15 protein-coding genes are annotated in these 18,169 nt (G+C 37.9%); 13 read left to right on the forward strand and 2 right to left on the reverse strand.

All coding sequences use genetic code 11. The features are described from left to right. Nucleotides 1–639: 639 nt before the first annotated feature. The 11 genes from rpsF to AAA923_RS12195 all read left to right on the forward strand — a co-directional run bounded on the left by rpsF (nt 640) and on the right by AAA923_RS12195 (nt 9,757). A complete protein-coding gene (rpsF, locus tag AAA923_RS12145) occupies nt 640–936 on the forward strand; it encodes a 30S ribosomal protein S6 (protein ID WP_041498933.1) in 297 nt (98 codons plus the stop codon). 37 nt (nt 937–973) lie between these two features. Beyond that, nucleotides 974–1,576, forward strand: a complete 603-nt coding sequence (ssb, locus tag AAA923_RS12150) for a single-stranded DNA-binding protein (RefSeq protein ID WP_338217469.1) — start codon at nt 974–976, stop codon at nt 1,574–1,576. A gap of 21 nt (nt 1,577–1,597) precedes the next feature. Next, a complete protein-coding gene (gene rpsR, locus AAA923_RS12155) occupies nt 1,598–1,834 on the forward strand; it encodes a 30S ribosomal protein S18 (RefSeq protein ID WP_041498930.1) in 237 nt (78 codons plus the stop codon). A 212-nt stretch (nt 1,835–2,046) separates the two neighbouring features. Next, complete coding sequence (locus AAA923_RS12160; protein WP_338217470.1) at nt 2,047–2,247, forward strand: helix-turn-helix transcriptional regulator; 201 nt, start codon at nt 2,047–2,049, stop codon at nt 2,245–2,247. Further along, complete coding sequence (locus tag AAA923_RS12165) at nt 2,237–2,779, forward strand: DUF3278 domain-containing protein (RefSeq protein WP_338217472.1); 543 nt, start codon at nt 2,237–2,239, stop codon at nt 2,777–2,779. The genes AAA923_RS12160 and AAA923_RS12165 overlap by 11 nt, the downstream gene beginning before the upstream one ends. 99 nt (nt 2,780–2,878) lie before the next feature. Next, complete coding sequence (locus AAA923_RS12170) at nt 2,879–4,882, forward strand: DHH family phosphoesterase (RefSeq protein WP_338217473.1); 2,004 nt, start codon at nt 2,879–2,881, stop codon at nt 4,880–4,882. A gap of 18 nt (nt 4,883–4,900) precedes the next feature. Continuing rightward, a complete protein-coding gene (gene rplI / locus AAA923_RS12175) occupies nt 4,901–5,356 on the forward strand; it encodes a 50S ribosomal protein L9 (RefSeq protein WP_338217475.1) in 456 nt (151 codons plus the stop codon). A gap of 6 nt (nt 5,357–5,362) precedes the next feature. Further along, the gene (dnaB, locus tag AAA923_RS12180) at nt 5,363–6,745 is read left to right on the forward strand and encodes a replicative DNA helicase (protein WP_338217477.1); all 1,383 of its coding nucleotides are present in this window, start codon (nt 5,363–5,365) and stop codon (nt 6,743–6,745) included. A gap of 22 nt (nt 6,746–6,767) precedes the next feature. Next, complete coding sequence (locus AAA923_RS12185) at nt 6,768–8,054, forward strand: adenylosuccinate synthase (protein WP_338217479.1); 1,287 nt, start codon at nt 6,768–6,770, stop codon at nt 8,052–8,054. A 360-nt stretch (nt 8,055–8,414) separates the two neighbouring features. Then, nucleotides 8,415–9,260 (forward strand): NAD(P)H-binding protein, encoded by an 846-nt coding sequence (locus AAA923_RS12190; protein ID WP_338217481.1) that lies wholly within the window; start codon nt 8,415–8,417, stop codon nt 9,258–9,260. 65 nt (nt 9,261–9,325) lie between these two features. Next, a complete protein-coding gene (locus AAA923_RS12195) occupies nt 9,326–9,757 on the forward strand; it encodes an Rrf2 family transcriptional regulator (protein ID WP_041498921.1) in 432 nt (143 codons plus the stop codon). A 594-nt stretch (nt 9,758–10,351) separates the two neighbouring features. On the opposite strand, the gene AAA923_RS12200 is transcribed toward AAA923_RS12195, so the two are convergent. Beyond that, nucleotides 10,352–11,278: a hypothetical protein gene (locus AAA923_RS12200; protein ID WP_338217483.1), complete on the reverse strand. Its 927-nt coding sequence runs from the start codon at nt 11,276–11,278 to the stop codon at nt 10,352–10,354. A 73-nt stretch (nt 11,279–11,351) separates the two neighbouring features. On the opposite strand from AAA923_RS12200, the gene AAA923_RS12205 reads away from it, so the two are divergent. Both AAA923_RS12205 and AAA923_RS12210 read left to right on the forward strand, forming a co-directional pair. Beyond that, nucleotides 11,352–12,647, forward strand: coding sequence for a hypothetical protein (locus tag AAA923_RS12205; protein ID WP_338217485.1), 1,296 nt, complete (start codon nt 11,352–11,354; stop codon nt 12,645–12,647). A 9-nt stretch (nt 12,648–12,656) separates the two neighbouring features. Beyond that, nucleotides 12,657–15,365, forward strand: coding sequence for a transglycosylase domain-containing protein (locus AAA923_RS12210; protein WP_338217487.1), 2,709 nt, complete (start codon nt 12,657–12,659; stop codon nt 15,363–15,365). Nucleotides 15,366–16,003: 638 nt separating this feature from the next. Here AAA923_RS12210 and AAA923_RS12215 read toward each other — a convergent pair. Next, on the reverse strand, nt 16,004–17,455 hold the full coding sequence (locus AAA923_RS12215; RefSeq protein WP_338217488.1) for an amino acid permease: 1,452 nt from the start codon (nt 17,453–17,455) through the stop codon (nt 16,004–16,006). Nucleotides 17,456–18,169 lie beyond the last annotated feature (714 nt).

The raw sequence follows: 18,169 nt of genomic DNA on the forward strand, positions 1-18,169 counted from the left end.
CTCTCCTTGGATTGGGTTTGGTCGCTTAAATCCTAACATGAGAACAGTAATGTTCTTTTGTTTTGCTTAGAAAAAGACATAAAAAAACTGGTATTGATTATTCATCAATACCAGAAAGTATAGAACCGTAATTGCTAAAGCAATAACGCCACTTGCACGGCGGATAGATTCTCTCAAACCCTCCGGCTAAGTCTGCGGTGGTCGACATTTTTATTGAGCAGTAATTTTGAATACATACTCATTTATTAAACATGCTGGCAGCTATGGATTAAAATTTGATTATGGATGATGAAATATTAAACACTGTGACTAAGACTTAGTCGTAGGTTGGCAGAAAGATAGTCTAGCAATGGAGGTGGCGTTATGGCTTTAGCCATTACACCACAGGACGAGTTTTGAGACGTGATTTTCGGCTCAAAATCGAGGCGCGAGACGCAAGGCTTGCGCCGGTCCCATAGCAGGACTATATTTCTGCCAACCGGAGACGGCATATTTATAATTTTTAAACCAGAATTAGTCCTAGTAATTACAGACAACTTATGATAAAATTATCATTCGTGAGTATAAAATGTAGTTAATTTATGCTCCTTGTCCTTTCCAATAGGAAGGGACCATTAGACCATAAGGAGGTGTACAGTCATGGCTGAAGCACATTACGAAATCACATATATCATTAAACCTGATATGGAAGAAGACGCAAAGAAGGTATTGATCGATCGTTTCGATAAGATCCTTACTGACAACGGCGCCAAAGTAATCGACTCAAAAGACTGGGAAAAGAAACGCTTAGCATACGAAATCGCTAATTACAAAGAAGGTATTTACCATATCGTAAATGCTGAATCTGATAACGATGAAGCAGTTAACGAATTCGACCGTCTTTCAAAGATTGAAGATAACATTCTTCGTCACATGATCGTTAGACGCGAAGACTAAACTTGTTTCACGTGAAACATTTTAAGGAGGCAGATAAATGATTAATCGAGTAGTTTTAGTTGGACGCCTGACACGTGATCCTGAATTGAGATATACTTCTAGCGGAGCTGCGGTTGCCAGTTTTACAGTTGCTGTAAACAGACAATTCACAAATTCTCAAGGGGAACGTGATGCCGATTTTATCGGTTGTACTATTTGGAGAAAAGCTGCCGAGAACTTTGTCAACTTCACTAAGAAGGGTTCGCTTGTCGGTATTGATGGACGTATCCAAACGAGTTCATATGATAATCAACAAGGTCAAAGAGTCTACAGAACAGATGTTATTGTAGAAAACTTCTCCTTGCTTGAATCTCGTGCTGAAAGTGAAAGACGTGATTCTGGTAGTGGTAACAATTATTCAAATAATAATCAAGCACCTAGCTACAATAATTCTAACCAATCAAATCAGTCTCCAGTAAATAATAACAGTAATAACAACTTTAACGGTGGCAACAATGCCCCTGCTAATGGTGGTAATTACAACAGCAATACAAATAATAATAACAATAATCAATCTAACAATAATAACAGCAGTAATGCTGATCCATTTGCTGACAACAGTAAACCAATTGACATTTCTGATGATGATTTACCATTTTAATATAGAAGGGAGCAATTAATAATGGCCCAACAAAGAAGAGGCGGACGTAGAAGACGTAAAGTTGACTTCATCGCTGCTAACCATATCGAATACATCGATTACAAAGATACAGACTTACTAAAGAGATTTATCTCAGAACGTGGTAAGATTTTACCTAGACGTGTTACAGGTACAAGTGCTAAGAACCAACGTGCTTTGACTGTAGCTATCAAGAGAGCAAGAATCATGGCTCTACTTCCATTCGTTGCTGAAGACTAATTTTTTGAAAATTAATTAAAGACCACTTTTCGGTGGTCTTTTTTTAAACCCTCAAAAGCAAAATCCATTTGATCCTGATGACGGTCATAAACTGACTGAGCTTGGGGTCTATTTTTATCAATAAAATGTCATATATAATTGACATAATTATTTTTAAGTCCTACAATTCAAATGTAATATATATATGACTTTTTGAAATGAAGGGTGAATGGATGAATCACGTTCGTGAATATCGTCGTAGTTTAAAGTTGTCGCAAATGGCTCTGGCTGAAAGGGCTGGTGTAGCGAGGCAGACTATTAATCTAATTGAAAACGATAAGTATAATCCGTCTTTAGATCTGTGTCTCAAACTGGCTTGGATATTGAAGACTGATTTGAATACGCTTTTTTGGAGGGAGCAAGATGAAGACTAAGTGGGATGATAAAGTAATCAAAAAGTTCTTTGGAATTCCTGGAGTGATAGATGAACGGGTCAAGAATGAAATTGGTCGAAATTCAATTAGGACAGTAATTGTATTGTTTGTTTTTGAGTTCTTGTTTGCGATTGCTAGCTTTTCATATGCTGCAGCAGGATTGGTAAATGATTTTGAAAATTTCTTTTATATAATTATATTAATTCAATTGTTATCGGTTTCATGGATTGCAATTTTATGTTCGGTGATTCCGTTACGTCGGCTTGGTTTAATTGATCAAGAAACTACTAAGCAAAATAAGGAACAGAAAATAAAGCAAATTCGCCTGAAGTGGTTGAGGATGTTGCCGCTCGACTTTTTTACTTTTTGGATAATCAGTTCATTTCTAGAATTTTCAAAACGTAGTTTTCTGGCCGTGCTATTTAGTCGTCAAGAATTGCTTGAAGCGTTGTTTTTTACCATTTTTTTCAGTGGATTTATGTATTTATGGGAAAGACATCTGATACATGTTGTTAAAGATGATAAGTTTTAGATAAACCGCTTTCTTTAATAGTTATTTTCAGCACTATATATGAAGAAAGAAGAAGTCGCCTGTGATAAAATTAAAGGGTATATCTAAGAGGGGACTATTATGAAAAAGATAAAAGCTAATCTGAAATTCTTCCTTTCACGAGTTGATCATTCAACTCAACTTACGGCGGTCTCTTTGATTGTTATGTTATTTTCGATATTAATAGTTGGTTTGATTCACGGCTCTGTAGCCGGTTACATTCAGGCTATACTAGTAATTATCTCGTTAATTTTATTTGTTTATTTATTCCTATTATTGGGTGAAAAAGCAGGTAAGTATACTAACAATTTGCAGTATCGAATTGATCGAGGAACAGATAACAGTTTTGTAGAGTATCCATTAGGAATACTTCTATATGACACTGATAAACAGATTCAGTGGGTGAACCCTTACTTTGTTGAAGAGACAGGATTTAATCCATCTAACAGTATGACCATCGGAGATGTATCGGCTAAATTAGCCAGTATGGTTGATGGTGAAGATCCTGCGGGGAACCAAACGATTCAAATCGATGACAAGTATTATTTGGTACAGGTTCAAACGGAACTGAAAGTCATCTATTTAATGGATATTACGCACTACTCTAAAATTGAAAAGAGATATGAAGAAAATCGTTCAGTTATCGGGCAAGTATATTTGGATAACTACGCGGAAATTACTCAGTCCATGAGTGACCGTGATATCTCTAATTTGGATAATTATATTACCAACGAATTGTCGAATTGGGCTTCAGAGCAGCAGATGTTCTTGAAACGTATCGATGATGACCACTTCTTTATCATGGCCTACACAGGTCGGATTTTTGATATGGAAAAGAATGGCTTTAAGATTCTGGATATTATTCGTGAATACACATCACAACAAAATGTGCCATTGACACTAAGTATGGGTTTCTCATATGGTGTTGATGATTTACATAAGTTGAATGATGAAGCACAGAAGAACCTTAACTTGGCTCTTGGACGTGGTGGCGATCAGGTCGTCGTTAAAGAAATTGGTGAAAAGGCTCGTTTCTACGGCGGAAATACCGATCCAATGGAGAAAAGAACACGTGTTCGTGCTAGAATGATTAGTGAAGCACTCCAAGAATTGCTCAAGGATAGCGACCAAGTTATTGTTATGGGGCACTCGCATCCTGATATGGATGTATTGGGTTCATCCCTTGGTATCAGACGGATTGCAATGATGAATAATACTCCATGTAAGATTGTTATCAATCCCAACACTTTGCATTCTGACGTTAGTCGTTTGCTTGGTATGATTGATGAAGATCCTAATATTAAAAAGGATATTATTTCACCAGAGGAATCTGAGACTATCAAGACGCCTAGAACTTTGATTGTTATGGTTGATCACTCGAAACAGAGTATCTCCATCAATCCTGATTTGTTTAAGGGTGATAATAATAAAGTTGTTGTTATCGATCACCATAGACGTGGCGAGGAATTCCCAGAGAATCCAATGCTAATCTATATCGAACCATATGCTTCATCAACGAGTGAATTGATTACCGAAATGCTTGAATATCAGCCTAAGAATAAAAAAGCCATCGAAAAAATCGAGGCTACGGCGTTGTTGGCTGGTATTACAGTTGATACTAAGTCATTCTCACTCAGAACGGGTACTAGAACCTTTGATGCCGCCAGTTACTTGCGTTCAGTTGGTGCTGATGAGACCGTCATTCAAAATGTTTTGAAAGAGAATATCGATTCGTTTATTCAAAAGAGTCATTTAATCGAAACAATTACGATGGTCAATGGCAACATGGCAGTATGTTTTGGCGAAGAAGACCAATCTTACGATCCAGTTATTGTTGCCCAAGCAGCAGATACATTGTTATCATTAGATAATGTTGAAGCATCATTTGTTATTAGCAAACGTCCAGATGGTCGTGTTGGTATTTCAGCACGTAGTTTGGGAAATGTTAATGTTCAAGTCATTATGGAGAAACTTGGCGGTGGTGGACACTTGTCTGATGCCGCAACTCAAATTTCTGATTCAACGGTCGAGGATGTCAAAAATCAATTAGTTGATGTATTGACTGAATCTAATAAGAAGAACTAAGAGGAGGATTCATATAATATGAAAGTTATTTTCCTAGAAGATGTTAGAGGTAAAGGTAAGAAGGGTGAACTAAAGAATGTTGCTGATGGTTACGCCCAAAACTTCCTAATTAAGAATAAAAAGGCAATTGAAGCTACAACTGCTAATGTTGCTAAATTAAAGGCTGAACAAAACCGTGAGGCTAAGGATTATGAAGCTGAAAAAGCTGAAGCTAAGGTTTTAAAGACCCAGATTGAAGACGACAAGACAGTTGTTGAAATTTCCGCTAAAGCTGGTACTGATGGCCGTCTATTCGGTTCAGTAACAACTAAGAAGATTGCTGAAGAATTAAATAACCAATATGGTATCAAAGCTGATAAACACAAGATGACATTAGCTGATGGTGTTAAGGCACTCGGATACATTAACGTTCCTGTTAAATTGTTTGAAGGTGTTGAAGCAACCATTCGTGTACATGTTGCTGAAAAGAAGTAGGAATAAATGAATAATGATATAACTTCAAGAATACCGCCCAATGATAAGGATGCCGAGCAAGCCGTATTAGGAGCGGTTTTTCTTAGTCAGGATGCTTTAATCGAAGCAATGGAATACGTTGAGGCTGAAGATTTTTATCAACATGCCAATCAATTAGTATTCCAAGCCATGATGAATTTAAACGATGAGGAAGAGCCAGTCGATGTTGTGACGGTTCAAAATGAACTTGATCGTTTAAATCAAATTGAGGATATTGGTGGAGTCAGTTATTTAGCTGAACTAGCTAGTGCCGTACCAACAGCCGCTAATACGACTTATTATGCCAAAATCGTTAAGAACAAGTCGACTTTGCGTCGTCTGATCAATGCTGCCACAGGAATTGTTCAACGGAGTTTTGAAGAGGATGAAGATGTTGATAGTATTATCGATTTATCCGAAAAAGAAATCATGGATGTTTCTGAAAACCGAAATCACAAAGGTTTCAGAAGAATCTCAGATGTTGTAAAGTCTTCATTTGAAGAGATTGATAAACTCTATGATCAAGACAGTGATGTTACTGGACTTTCAACTGGTTATAAAGATCTAGATGCCATGACAACTGGTTTTCATAAGGATGAATTAATTATCCTTGCTGCCCGTCCTGGTGTTGGTAAAACTGCCTTTGCTTTGAACTTGGCTCAGAATGCGGCTACAAAGTCTAATGCCACAGTTGCTATTTTCTCTTTGGAAATGGGTGCTGAATCGTTGGTTAACCGTATGCTTTGTTCTGAAGGTAGTATTGATGCCAATGCGTTGAGAACTGGTAAGTTGGATGAGAATCAATGGAACAGTTTAGTTGTTGCCATGGGTAGTTTGTCACGGACTAACGTCTATATCGACGATACTCCTGGTATTAAGATGGCTGAAATTAGATCAAAATGTCGTCGACTTTTGAAGGAAAGCGGTAATTTGGATTTAGTTATCATCGATTATTTGCAACTGATCGAAGGTACTGGTCAAGAAAATAGACAACAAGAAGTTTCGGTTATTTCTCGTAATTTAAAAAAATTAGCAAAAGAATTACATGTTCCAATAATCGCATTGTCACAGCTTTCCCGTGGTGTTGAAGCTCGTCAAGATAAGCGACCAATGTTGTCAGATATCCGTGAATCTGGTTCAATTGAACAGGATGCCGATATCGTAGCCTTCCTTTATCGTGATGATTATTATCGTGATGAAGATGGTGATGACAATAATAGTGAGCCTCAAGAGGATCCGGAAGATCAAGATGTTGGTGAAGTCGAAGTCATCATCAGTAAGAACCGTTCGGGTCCTCGTGGGACAGCTAAATTATTGTTCGTGAAATCTTATAATAAGTTTTCATCGATTGCGAATGTTCCAGAAAATTAAATAGTGTAGGTGTAGAAGAAATATGACAACAGTTGTTGTAGTAGGTACTCAATGGGGCGATGAAGGTAAAGGAAAGATTACCGATTATTTCAGTGGTGAAGCTAACATTATTGCACGTTACCAAGGTGGAGATAATGCCGGACACACACTCAATATCGATAATCATGTTTACAAATTGAGATCTGTTCCATCAGGTATTTTGTATTCAGATAAGACTAGTGTTATTGGAAATGGGGTTGTTTTAAACCTTGAGTCACTTCAAGAAGAACTTGGTCGTCTTCACGAACAAGGCGTTGATACAACTAACCTAAAAATTTCTAACCGTGCACAGTTAATTTTGCCTTACCATATCGAACTAGATAAGCTTCAAGAAGCTGCTAAAGGCGATTCTAAGGTCGGAACAACTAATAGAGGTATTGGACCTGCTTATACTGACAAAGCTTCACGTGTGGGTATTAGAATGGCTGATATTCTTGATAAAGAGTTGTTCAAGGAATTATTGACAGAAAACCTTAAGCAAAAGAATGAACTATTTACTAAAATCTACGGTGCTGAACCAATGAACTTTGATGATATTTTTGAAAAGTATTATCAAATTGGTCAAGACTTAAAAGATCGTGTTATCGACACATCTGCCTATTTGAACAGGGAATTAAAGAACGGTAAAAACGTCCTATTTGAAGGCGCACAAGGAATCATGCTTGATATTGATCATGGTACTTATCCTTATGTAACTTCATCAAACCCTGCTGGTGGTGTAACAACAGGTGCCGGAGTCGGTGCTCCATTGATCGACAATGTAATCGGAGTTGTTAAAGCTTATACATCACGAGTTGGTGCTGGTCCATTCCCAACAGAACAATTAAACGATACTGGAGATTTCCTACGTGAAGCCGGCCATGAATATGGAACAGTTACACACCGTCCACGTCGTGTTGGTTGGTTGGACCTAGTTGTTCTAAAACATTCATGTAACGTTGCCGGAGTAACACACTTATCACTTAATTGTCTTGACGTTCTAACAGGACTAAAAGAAATCAAAGTCTGCACAGGCTACGATTTGAACGGTAAGATTATCGACGAATATCCAGCAAACTTGAACGTTTTAGCAAAATGTAAACCAGTATATAAGACATTCCCAGGTTGGGATGAAGATATGACACAAGCCAAGAGCTTGGAAGAGTTGCCACAAGCAGCCAGAGATTATTTGGACTTTGTTAAAGATCAATTAGGCGTTGAATACGCTACAGTTTCAGTTGGTCCAGATAGAGAACAGACAATTGAAGTAAATGACGTGTGGACAAACTAGAGAGTGGAGACAGGGCGGTCAGCTCCCGAGCATTTTCGTAAATAAGTGAATTGCACGCCGAACTTAGCGGGCGATTTACTTTTTTATGAAAAGCGGAAGGAGTTGCCCTGTCGGAACTCGTTTTAGAGCCACCGCCTATATAACCAAAAGCATCACCAGTTCCAAAACTAAAACTAAACTAAATCAACTAACTAAATTCAACAACAAAACAAAAAAATCGATTCCAAGGCCTAATCCCCAAGGAACCGATTTTTTTATATCCTCAGAAACCAAAATCCTTGCATCTAAGAAATAAGATGTTATTATAATAATAACAAGTTAATAATAAAGTAACATCTATTAGAGAGAAGGATAATATCAATGACAAAATACGCAATTACAGCCGTTACCGGCCGCTTTGGACAAAATGCAATCAAGAAATTAGCAAAACTAGTAGCACCAACAGACATCATCGCTTTAGCACGTAATACCAAAAAGGCAGAAGCAATTGTTCCAGAAGGCGTCGAAGTACGCCCTGGAGATTATACTGACGAAAAACAACTTGAAGCATCCCTAAAAGGTGTTGATCGTCTACTTCTAATTTCATCTCAACCGGGTGGACCAGTAGCTCGTTTAACACAACATGAGAATGCAATTACAGCTGCTAAAAATGCTGGTGTAAAATACATTGCTTATACAAGTTTCCCACATGCTGACGAGACAACAGTTCCTTTGGCTGCTGATCATATCGCATCTGAAAAACTTATCAAGGCATCAGGGATGGACTATTCGTTCTTACGCAACAACTGGTATTTGGAAAATGACGGTGCTGGCTTGAAGGCTGCGGTTAATGGACAAGCTTTAGTTTATTCAACTGGCGACAGTAAAGTAGGTTGGGCTTTGGAAAGTGAATATTCAGAAGCCGCTGCTAAAGTTTTAGCTACTGCCGATCCTAAAAAAGTCTATGAATTTGCCGGTAAGAGTCGTACATATGCAGATTTAGCTCAAGCTATGGGTGATGTAAAGACCGCTTCAATTACTGATGATGAGTACAAAGAACAACTTAAGGCTGCCGGAATGGACGAAATGACAATCGGTATTATCATTTCAATTCAAGATTTGATTTCTGAAGGTGCCTTACAAGAAGAAACAACTGATTTACCAGATGTACTAGGCCGTGATTTGACACCAATTTCAGATGCCATTCAAACAGTTATTAATGAATAGTTTGTCATCTAAGCGCCTAATGCTATGATAATAAAAGATATTTTTTTACTAGGAGGCGTTTAAATATGAAATTTTCCAATAAACTAAGCGATGGAGTCCACATATTAGCTTATATCGATATTTGTAAAGACGGAGATCTCTCTAGCGCTGCGATTGCTGGTAGTATTGAATCCAATCCTAGTTTAGTGCGTCGAATGATGTCACGTTTAAGTAAAGCTGGCTTGTTAGTCAGTCGACCTGGAGTAGTAGCACCGAAACTGGGCCGACCAGCAGATGAGATTACACTTTTGGACGTTTATAAAGTGATGGAAGATAATCAAAACCTCTTACATATCGACGAAAAAACTAACCCAGCCTGTATTGTCGGTGGCAATATTCAAGAAACTTTGACTGATATATATGATCAGATTCAAAAGAATGCTGAAGACAGTATGGCGCAGGTGACTTTACAACAAATTATCGATAGTATTTTGGTTAACAATAGCAAGAAAAAATAAAAGACAATTCATTTTCTGAAAGTTCAGAAGATAAATTGTCTTTTTTAGTGAAAATATTTTGAAATTGGCCGTTTCCAGAGTTGAGAGTATTCATCTACTGCACGGTACGGTTCGAGCCGAAATGCGGTCTCGAACCTCGGTTGAAGCCCTGCAAAATCGGCAGGGCTCCAACACGCCCGGTGGTGTAATTGCTAAAGCAATAACGCCACTTTCACTGCTGATGAATACTCTCAACTCTTCCAACTAACTTATGCTACTTAATTAAACCGATGCTAGTTGATGATTTATTACGAGTATTACATAGTTTAAATAGCTTAAATATTAATACATTTGTATACTTTTACATTCAATTATTGATGATTAATTAGTCGGAAGAACTGGGAAATATTTGTGTGCCGTGGTAGTGGTATAAGTACGGGAGGATTCTCCCGTACTTATACCACCGGACGTGTTTGGAGACTTGACGGACTGTGTCAAGGCTTCAAACCGAGGTTCGAGACCGCACTTTGGCTCGGGCCGTTCCGCACAGCTAGTGAATATTTCCCAGTTCTGTAGACGGAATATTTAACTAGCACCACGGTTATCTTCAATAAATTAATTATTACCGTCAGTAGAAATAATCCCCTTTTGGAAATTAATAAAACGTCCACTATTGCGGCTAAAAGTTAATGTATAGTAATAACTATTGTCCTTACTTAATTGCTTAATATAAACCCGCGTGTATCGAGGTACATCGGAAATCTGATAACCAACAATACTAGAATTGCTGACACGGGCATTGGAATTTTTAGCTAAAGCATATAAGCCATTATTACTATTATCAGGGTTCAATCCTAAGTTGATTGATATTTGATTGAAGTTACCGGGTTCATTGGCATTAGTTGCGGTCAAATTCGAGTTGATAATGGCTGTCTTTAAACGTTGCAAGAAAGCTTTAGCCTGATCGTTACCAGATTTGCCTAATTCGATATTTGAAATAACAAATTTTGGTGGATACTTGTTAGACTTGGTATTGAGATACTTAGCTGATTTAATCGTGTCGCCATGGTAGTAAAGACGATAACGATAGCTGACAATATTTTTCGTATCATCGTATCGATTGCAGCTGATAGTGATGTATTTGCCAACGGAATCTTTTCCAAAGTTGAGTAGGGTCATTTTGGCAATGTAGCGATGGGGTTTCTCATGAACCTTTTTCAACAAAGTTTTTTCTTGGTCATTGGATAAGAATGAGAGCTCTTTCGTATTATCATAGTCATCATTGATAGTACTAACTAAGTTGATAGCTTGCTGTTTGGCCTTAGTCATGTCGCCGTCATCAATATCAACGGCTTTGGGTGCAATATCTTCATCAATGTTTTTAGGATTAACAATCAGGGAGAACGGAATGGTGAGTGAAGCAATGCCATCGACCGTCTTATCTTTGATTTTTCCTAGGTTAAGGGCATATGAGGATACAATTATTACTAGTAAGAGAAGAATAATGATCCATTTAATATATTTTTTGTTTAATTTTTTCAAAATTTCCACCCTTTATTTGTAGGATAATTTACTATATATAATAACAAGATGAACTAGATATTTGGGGAAAATAATGAAAGATAAGAAAGATTTAAAGAGTAGGACGAAATCAGAGCATTATTTGATGGTGAGTGCTGGCATTGTTGGTGTAGTAACGGCCATCATCTTTTTTATCATGCTTTCACGTGGTGTCGTCAATGCAGTTGTGACTTCAAAAATATCTAGTCAATATCAGGATAAAGAATTGGAAGTTTTAAAGACTGATTTAAACTATCGCTCATTGGATTTTATCGGCAAGGTGATCAATGTCAGCGATGGTTACGTGATTACGAAGAGCAATATTCAAAAATATCATGAGCTCGAGAACTATATTCAGGCTCGTAAGGATCGGACGAAAGATGTTAACGCGTTATATGACGGCAAAAGTGACTATCGTGATGATGTGACGAGTGATACCATCAATAATTTGGATAAGACGTTGTTAAAAGAGAAGAATCAAGACGTTTATCAAAAGCAGCGTAATAAACTCGATACGATTCAGATATGGTATGAACAAACTCAGGATGCTGACAAGTATTTGAGTAAGACTTGGAATGCCTATACGGCCGATAACTCGAGTTTGAGTTTTAAGAAAATCTCAATGGTTAATACTTATTATAAACTGGTCAAAAATAAGACGGTTAAAAAACGCTGGACCGAGGCTGTTACGAAGATGGATGACTACTTTGCCAATCATCAAGGTGAGAGTTCTCGAGTTGCAGCAGTTAAGCAAGAACTAGAAGCACTAAGAAATTCACCTTTGACGGAGAAATATACTCCTGCCACTGTCGATATTGTTGGCAGTCTCAATTCAACTACTGGCGCATCAGATGCTTTAACACAGGCTGGTATCACTGGTAAGAATGTCCTTTACTACAACTCAAGCAAGAATACTTTGGCGTTGATGACTAAAGTCAGTGGTAAGTATGTGGCTCAAGATGGTTACGCTAATGTTATTAGTTCACAAGTTAGTTCCGGCAAGTATACGATTAAGAAACTCGTTAATGCCGGTAGCTCGGATGCAATCGTTACAGATAGTAGCAATAGTGACTTTGGACAGTATATTTCGAACGCTAGCGAAAGCGACTTTACTTCAATGAATATCACTGATCCAGATAATACGACAGCTGATTTCAATTCAGCCACACCGGTATTCTGGTTCAAGAATAATTCAGCATTGAACAGTTCAATTTACTTTGGCAATGGGTCAACACTTGGATTCATCTATGCTGGAGGCACAAGTTACAACAATGGTATGCAAATTAGTTCATCAGACTTGTCTAATTTGATGTCACAAATCTCTTCTGGAATAACATTCTATGTTAATTAGGGGCTAATTATGCGTAAGAAAAAAATGGAACACAGATTAATTAAAAAACGAAAAAAATGGCCGTGGATACTTTTAACAATCATTTTATTAATTGTTTTGAGTGTTGGGGCTTTCTGGTGGAAATACGGCTATGATATTAGAAATACAATTGCTGATGGCTATTCATACAGCCAAGGTTTGAAGAAGTCAGACTTTCATCCTAAAAATTCGACCGTTATATATGACCGTAACGGTAAAGAAATCAAGAAACTGTCACAGTCGAGTTCCACTTATACTGATATAAATGACATTAATCCTGGTATTAGCAAGGGATTGGTAGCTGTGGAAGACCAACGTTTCTACATTCATCATGGTGTTGATTTGTATGGTATTCTGCGTTCGACCGTTTCAACCGTTTTGCACCGCCGAACTGAAGGTGGTTCGACCTTAACGCAACAACTAGTTAAGAATGTTATTTTGCAGGATCAATCACAAAATCTAACGCGTAAGTTGAAAGAAATGGTTATTGCCCAACAACTGGAGAAGAAATTTACCAAGAAACAGATTCTCGAGTTCTACATCAATGATGTCTATATGGGACATGGTTCTTACGGATTCAGTGCTGCCTCTGATTATTATTTTTCACAGGATCAGAAGGATTTATCAATCGATAAATTGGCTGTGCTAGTCGGCATCCCTAATAATCCAGTTTACTATGATCCAGTAGCCGCACCGCAACGGACGATAAAACGCCGTAATATGATTCTTTATATCTTTCATCAACGTGGTTTGATTTCTAAAAAGACTTATTTGACTGCACGTAAGCGCCCATTAGGTTTGAAAATTAATCAGAAGCGTTATGACAATGATGTTTCCAATAATTATGCGTTAAGTTACGCCGTCTTTAATGCGACTGAGGAATTGATGAAGTCAGCTGGTTTCACGATGCGTTATGATTTTAAGGATAACGCTGACCGTAACGCCTATAACACCAGTTACCAACAAGCTTACGAGCGTGCTCATGGTCAATTGATGGATGGTGGTTATACGATTAGAACAACGATTGATGAAACTGTTCAAAATAAGATTGAGCAATTAGTCAATAATACGTATAAGGCTTATACAGGCAGGGATGTCCATGGAAAGTTAACGCCACAAGTATCTAGTACCGTCGTTGATAACAAAACTGGCGACGTTATAGCGATAGTCGGTGGACGAACAACTAATGGGGACCAAGTTAATCGTGCGATAAGTGGTTATCGTCAACCTGGTTCCACAGCCAAGCCGATAGTTGCCTACGCTCCAGCTTTTGAACGGGGATATTTCCCTCAGAGTACCGTAATTGATTCGGCGGTCGGAAGTCCAGTGATTCATAACTGGTATAGCGGTTATACAGGTAGCAATACTTTACGTCATGCTTTGGAAAACTCAATTAATACAATTGCATACAAATTAGCAGCTTCGGATACTAAGCATACTTATTATGATGACTTAGTTAAAATGGAATTTGCTCGTTTGAGTCCCGAACAAAAAGATGATCCGCGTTTGGCAATTGGCTCATTCAAGTATGGGACAACAACGACTGAAATGGCCTCCGCATACAGCTCATTCTCACGTGGTGGGCAGTTCATTCATCCAAGTAATCTGTCGAGTATTTACGATAATGACAATGACCGTTTTATTTATCAAAATACGCACATGAAAAAGGACGTTTATACGAAGAATGCCAGTTATATGATGCTTAATACCATGCAATCAGTTATTACTGATGGGTTGGGTAAAGCAGCGGCATTGGATAACTATAAGTACACGGCTGGTAAAACTGGTACGACTGATGATACGAAAGATTCCTACTTTGTTGGGATGACACCTAATTTCACAATTGCTAACTGGACTGGTAACGATGTGCCTTCAACTTTGACACAGAGTGAAGATGCCTTAACGATGCAGGCTTTCAAAGCTGAAGGTGAGTACATGGTCGATTATACGAAGCAAAAGGAAACTAACTTCAAGAAACCAAGTACCATCACAGTCAGCGGCAGTAATATTTCTGTCAAAGCAAGTAATGAAAAACCAAGTATTCAAGATATTATTGATAACGACTTTTCGAAATATAATACCGATCAAGAAGATAAGAACACGAACCGACTTTATAACCTTGATTATCGAATTATCTATCACCTAACTAAGAAAGAAGAATTTAGTCGTGAAGATAAGGTTCAAAAAGCCATCGATAAATATAATGAGTCTCCAATCACTAAGGAATCACAATACAATAGTAAGTTGAGTGAATTGCAGAAGATTCGTTATCTCAACGCCAATGTTAAGCGCCAGAGTGCCAAGATTGATTTCAATAAGCAGATTTTGGAATTACAAAAGGATCTGAATATGAGTCAGGCCATGTTCCAAGCAGCTAAGGATAATAAGAAAGTTGCGAAGTACGAGGCTGAGAAGGAAGCAATCGAGACAGAACGTGCTCAGAAGCGACAGTCAATGGTCGATAAGTTGATGCCACAGTACAATTCACAATTGCAGAAGGTTAAGGATGCTTATAAGAACGATGATTCAGATAAAGCTGATCAAAAGCAGAAGTTGGTTGATATTATGAATGAAATTAGAAGCTATGGTGGCAATGTACCAGATGTCAAAATAGATGCCAACGGAAATTCCAACAGTTCATCTTCATCATCGACATCTTCTTCTGATACATCTTCAAGTTCTGACAGTTCTAGTGATTAGGTTTTTGAAGGATGCCGCCACAGGTTGCCAGCAATTTTCACCTGCTGTGAGTACCGGTCCGAGCCAAAGTACGGTCTCGAACCTCGACTTGAAGCCTTACCACAACCCGGTAAGTCTCCAAGTCGCCCTATATTATAATGACTTGCGTCATTATAATATTTTCACTGCTGGTGAAATTTCTGGCAACCTGTGGCTGGGGTTTTGGTTTTAATTGATTTAATGTATGAATTGAAAATGTGTTTTAGATATTAATAGAAGTCAGACCGCTTGAATTGTGGTCTGGCTTCTTTTTTGTTTAGTGAGCTTTTATTTGCATAGATGTCTTAATAAGGTGATTTGGAAGTTTTAGTGAATCATTTATAGAGAGAATTATTCAATATAAGAAAATTAGTTGGAAGAGATGAGAGTATTCACCAGCTGTGGGTGTGGCGTTATGGCTTTAGCCATTACACCACCGGGCGAGTTTGGAGACTTACCTGGTTTTGGTAAGGCTTCAAACCGAGGTCTGAGACCGAACTTTGGCTCAGGCCGGTCCGCATAGCAGGTAAATACTCTCATCTCTGGAGACGGCAAAAAAAAGGACCATCAGAATTAACTGATAGTCCTATAAAATCGCCTGTGCAGAGAGGCAATTAAGTTTAAGCTTCGTCTAAATCTTTATTAGTACGTTTGGCAATAGCAGGTAGAATCAAACCAAGAGTGATCAAAGCAATTGGTGTGATGATGTTAAGTGCCAATTGGAACCACCATGATGATGGATCTTGTGCCATATTCATCTTAGGAACCATACCTAAGATACATGCGAAGGCTGTTAGGAAGAAAGTCCAGAGACCTAATCCAAAACCAACGTATTTGTTCTTAACAAACATATAATCTGATTGGAAACTTTCGATGTGCTTTGAAAGCATCATGAATGCGAAGAATACCCATAGGTAACGCATAGGCATAACGATTGAGTTAAGGTTCAACAACCAGTTATATAAATCGTTCATACCATTGATACCAAGAGCAGGAACGACAATCAAGATAGAAACAAGAACAGCAGTCATCTTGTAACCGTTGATTGCTACGCCACGCTTGTTTTTCTTTGAAAGTGCCTTAGGGATGAATTTAGAATCAGCATCACCTAAAAGCATACGCAATGGAGCATCAATTGAAATAGCAAGGGCAGCGGCTGAAGCAACGGTATTAGTAATCGCAAAAGCCCAAACGAACAAGTTACCAACGTGGAAACTGTTACCTAAGAATTGGAAGGCTTGGTAAGCACCGTTAGCCATCAAATCTGCTGGAATATGGTTTGAGTTAACAATCATGCCAATAGCAAATGATCCTAGAATGGCTGAAACAGCAACCATGACAGCTAAGATAATCATACCAAGTGGGAATTCTTTGGAAGCATTCTTAGTCTTGTTAACGTATGGTGAAATCTTTTCAGAACCACCAACGGCGAAGACTAACATGGAAATTGTCGTAAAGTATTGAAAGTCGAATTTCGGTATATATGTATGAATATCAGTCATGTTAGGTGTAGCAATTTGAACATGAGTGATAAATGGTGCGCTGACACCCAAGATAATGAATAGCATTGACATAGTAAACATAGCGATACCGGCAATACTACCTAAATTATTTAGAGTGGCAGTACCTTTACTAGCTAACCAAACGAAAGCTAGAAAGATAATTAAACTGGCTCCTTGAACTAATAATGGGGAACTAGTTTTGATAAATGAACCATTACCCTTAAATAACCAACTCAAACTAACCATGATAATTTGTGGCTTTTGAGCAAGGTATGGAACGTGAACAACCCAATAAGTCCAAGCAGCGAAATAAGCTAGCTTGTTATTGGATAGTGCTTTGACCCAAGAGCTGACACCCCCGCCAGCATTTTGAAAGGCTGATCCCAATTGACCAACCATCAAAGTGTATGGGACAAAGTATAGAATCATGATCAAAATCCATGAAGTTATAACAGCTAAACCTTGGTTGGCAAAGTTGTTAATAACGTTATTAAGACCCCAAACAGTGGTAAAACCTAGTAAGGCAATATTCCACCATCTGAATGTCTTTGCATTACTTGCATCTGGCATTATTCAAATCCTCCTACGAAGGTGATTATACAGGAAATCAGGAGCTAAAACTTAAAAATAATAAGATAGTTTTTTGATTATATCCGACTTTATATTTTGACAAAATTATTTTGATGAAATTGACATGTGGTATTAAAAACATATAATTTAGATTGTTTGGGAAGGCCGCCGGAGGCTGGCAGTAATGTCAGTCAGCTATGGGGACCGGTGCGAGCCAAGGTCTCTCACCTCGATTTTTAACTTCGCCAAGACCGCGAATTTAAAAATTCGTCCCGTGGTATAAGTGCTGGCGCACTCATACCACCTGCACAGCAGACTGCATTACTGCCAGCCTCCGGCTAGTGTATTTTTTGATTGATTTTTGGTTAAATTATCAACTTGTTGAACAATCATAATATTTGGGATGCTAACATGTATTTATTAATGTTAAAATTCATTGAATAGTTTGGAAATTTCAATAAGTAAGGTATTTAAATAATTTGATTATTAATCCTAAAAAAACTAGTTCTCAGCTCTGGAAACGGCAGATAATACTAATCTTTCAGTGTTTAGTACATCAGTTAAATCAGGACTTTTTATATAAAGATCTAAAGGTTGAAAGCACAAAAATAGATCACACCTCTTGAGCCACTTGAGATGTGGTGGAAAAAATAGTTTTTTTCAATGCGAAGCATTATCTAGTTGCCTGATAAGGCCACTAGGTAATGCTTTTAT

This window comes from Companilactobacillus muriivasis (assembly GCF_036246245.1).
Lineage (GTDB): Bacteria > Bacillota > Bacilli > Lactobacillales > Lactobacillaceae > Companilactobacillus > Companilactobacillus muriivasis.

Excerpts from the sequence above, each read along its gene's own strand:
- AAA923_RS12215 (WP_338217488.1), bottom strand. The coding sequence starts at position 17,455 with ATGCCAGATGCAAGTAATGCAAAGACATTCAGATGGTGGAATATTGCC.
- rpsR (WP_041498930.1), top strand. The coding sequence starts at position 1,598 with ATGGCCCAACAAAGAAGAGGCGGACGTAGAAGACGTAAAGTTGACTTC.
- ssb (WP_338217469.1), top strand. The coding sequence starts at position 974 with ATGATTAATCGAGTAGTTTTAGTTGGACGCCTGACACGTGATCCTGAA.
- dnaB (WP_338217477.1), top strand. The coding sequence starts at position 5,363 with ATGAATAATGATATAACTTCAAGAATACCGCCCAATGATAAGGATGCC.
- AAA923_RS12195 (WP_041498921.1), top strand. The coding sequence starts at position 9,326 with ATGAAATTTTCCAATAAACTAAGCGATGGAGTCCACATATTAGCTTAT.
- AAA923_RS12170 (WP_338217473.1), top strand. The coding sequence starts at position 2,879 with ATGAAAAAGATAAAAGCTAATCTGAAATTCTTCCTTTCACGAGTTGAT.
- rplI (WP_338217475.1), top strand. The coding sequence starts at position 4,901 with ATGAAAGTTATTTTCCTAGAAGATGTTAGAGGTAAAGGTAAGAAGGGT.
- AAA923_RS12210 (WP_338217487.1), top strand. The coding sequence starts at position 12,657 with ATGCGTAAGAAAAAAATGGAACACAGATTAATTAAAAAACGAAAAAAA.
- AAA923_RS12205 (WP_338217485.1), top strand. The coding sequence starts at position 11,352 with ATGAAAGATAAGAAAGATTTAAAGAGTAGGACGAAATCAGAGCATTAT.
- AAA923_RS12165 (WP_338217472.1), top strand. The coding sequence starts at position 2,237 with ATGAAGACTAAGTGGGATGATAAAGTAATCAAAAAGTTCTTTGGAATT.
- AAA923_RS12160 (WP_338217470.1), top strand. The coding sequence starts at position 2,047 with ATGAATCACGTTCGTGAATATCGTCGTAGTTTAAAGTTGTCGCAAATG.
- AAA923_RS12190 (WP_338217481.1), top strand. The coding sequence starts at position 8,415 with ATGACAAAATACGCAATTACAGCCGTTACCGGCCGCTTTGGACAAAAT.
- AAA923_RS12185 (WP_338217479.1), top strand. The coding sequence starts at position 6,768 with ATGACAACAGTTGTTGTAGTAGGTACTCAATGGGGCGATGAAGGTAAA.
- rpsF (WP_041498933.1), top strand. The coding sequence starts at position 640 with ATGGCTGAAGCACATTACGAAATCACATATATCATTAAACCTGATATG.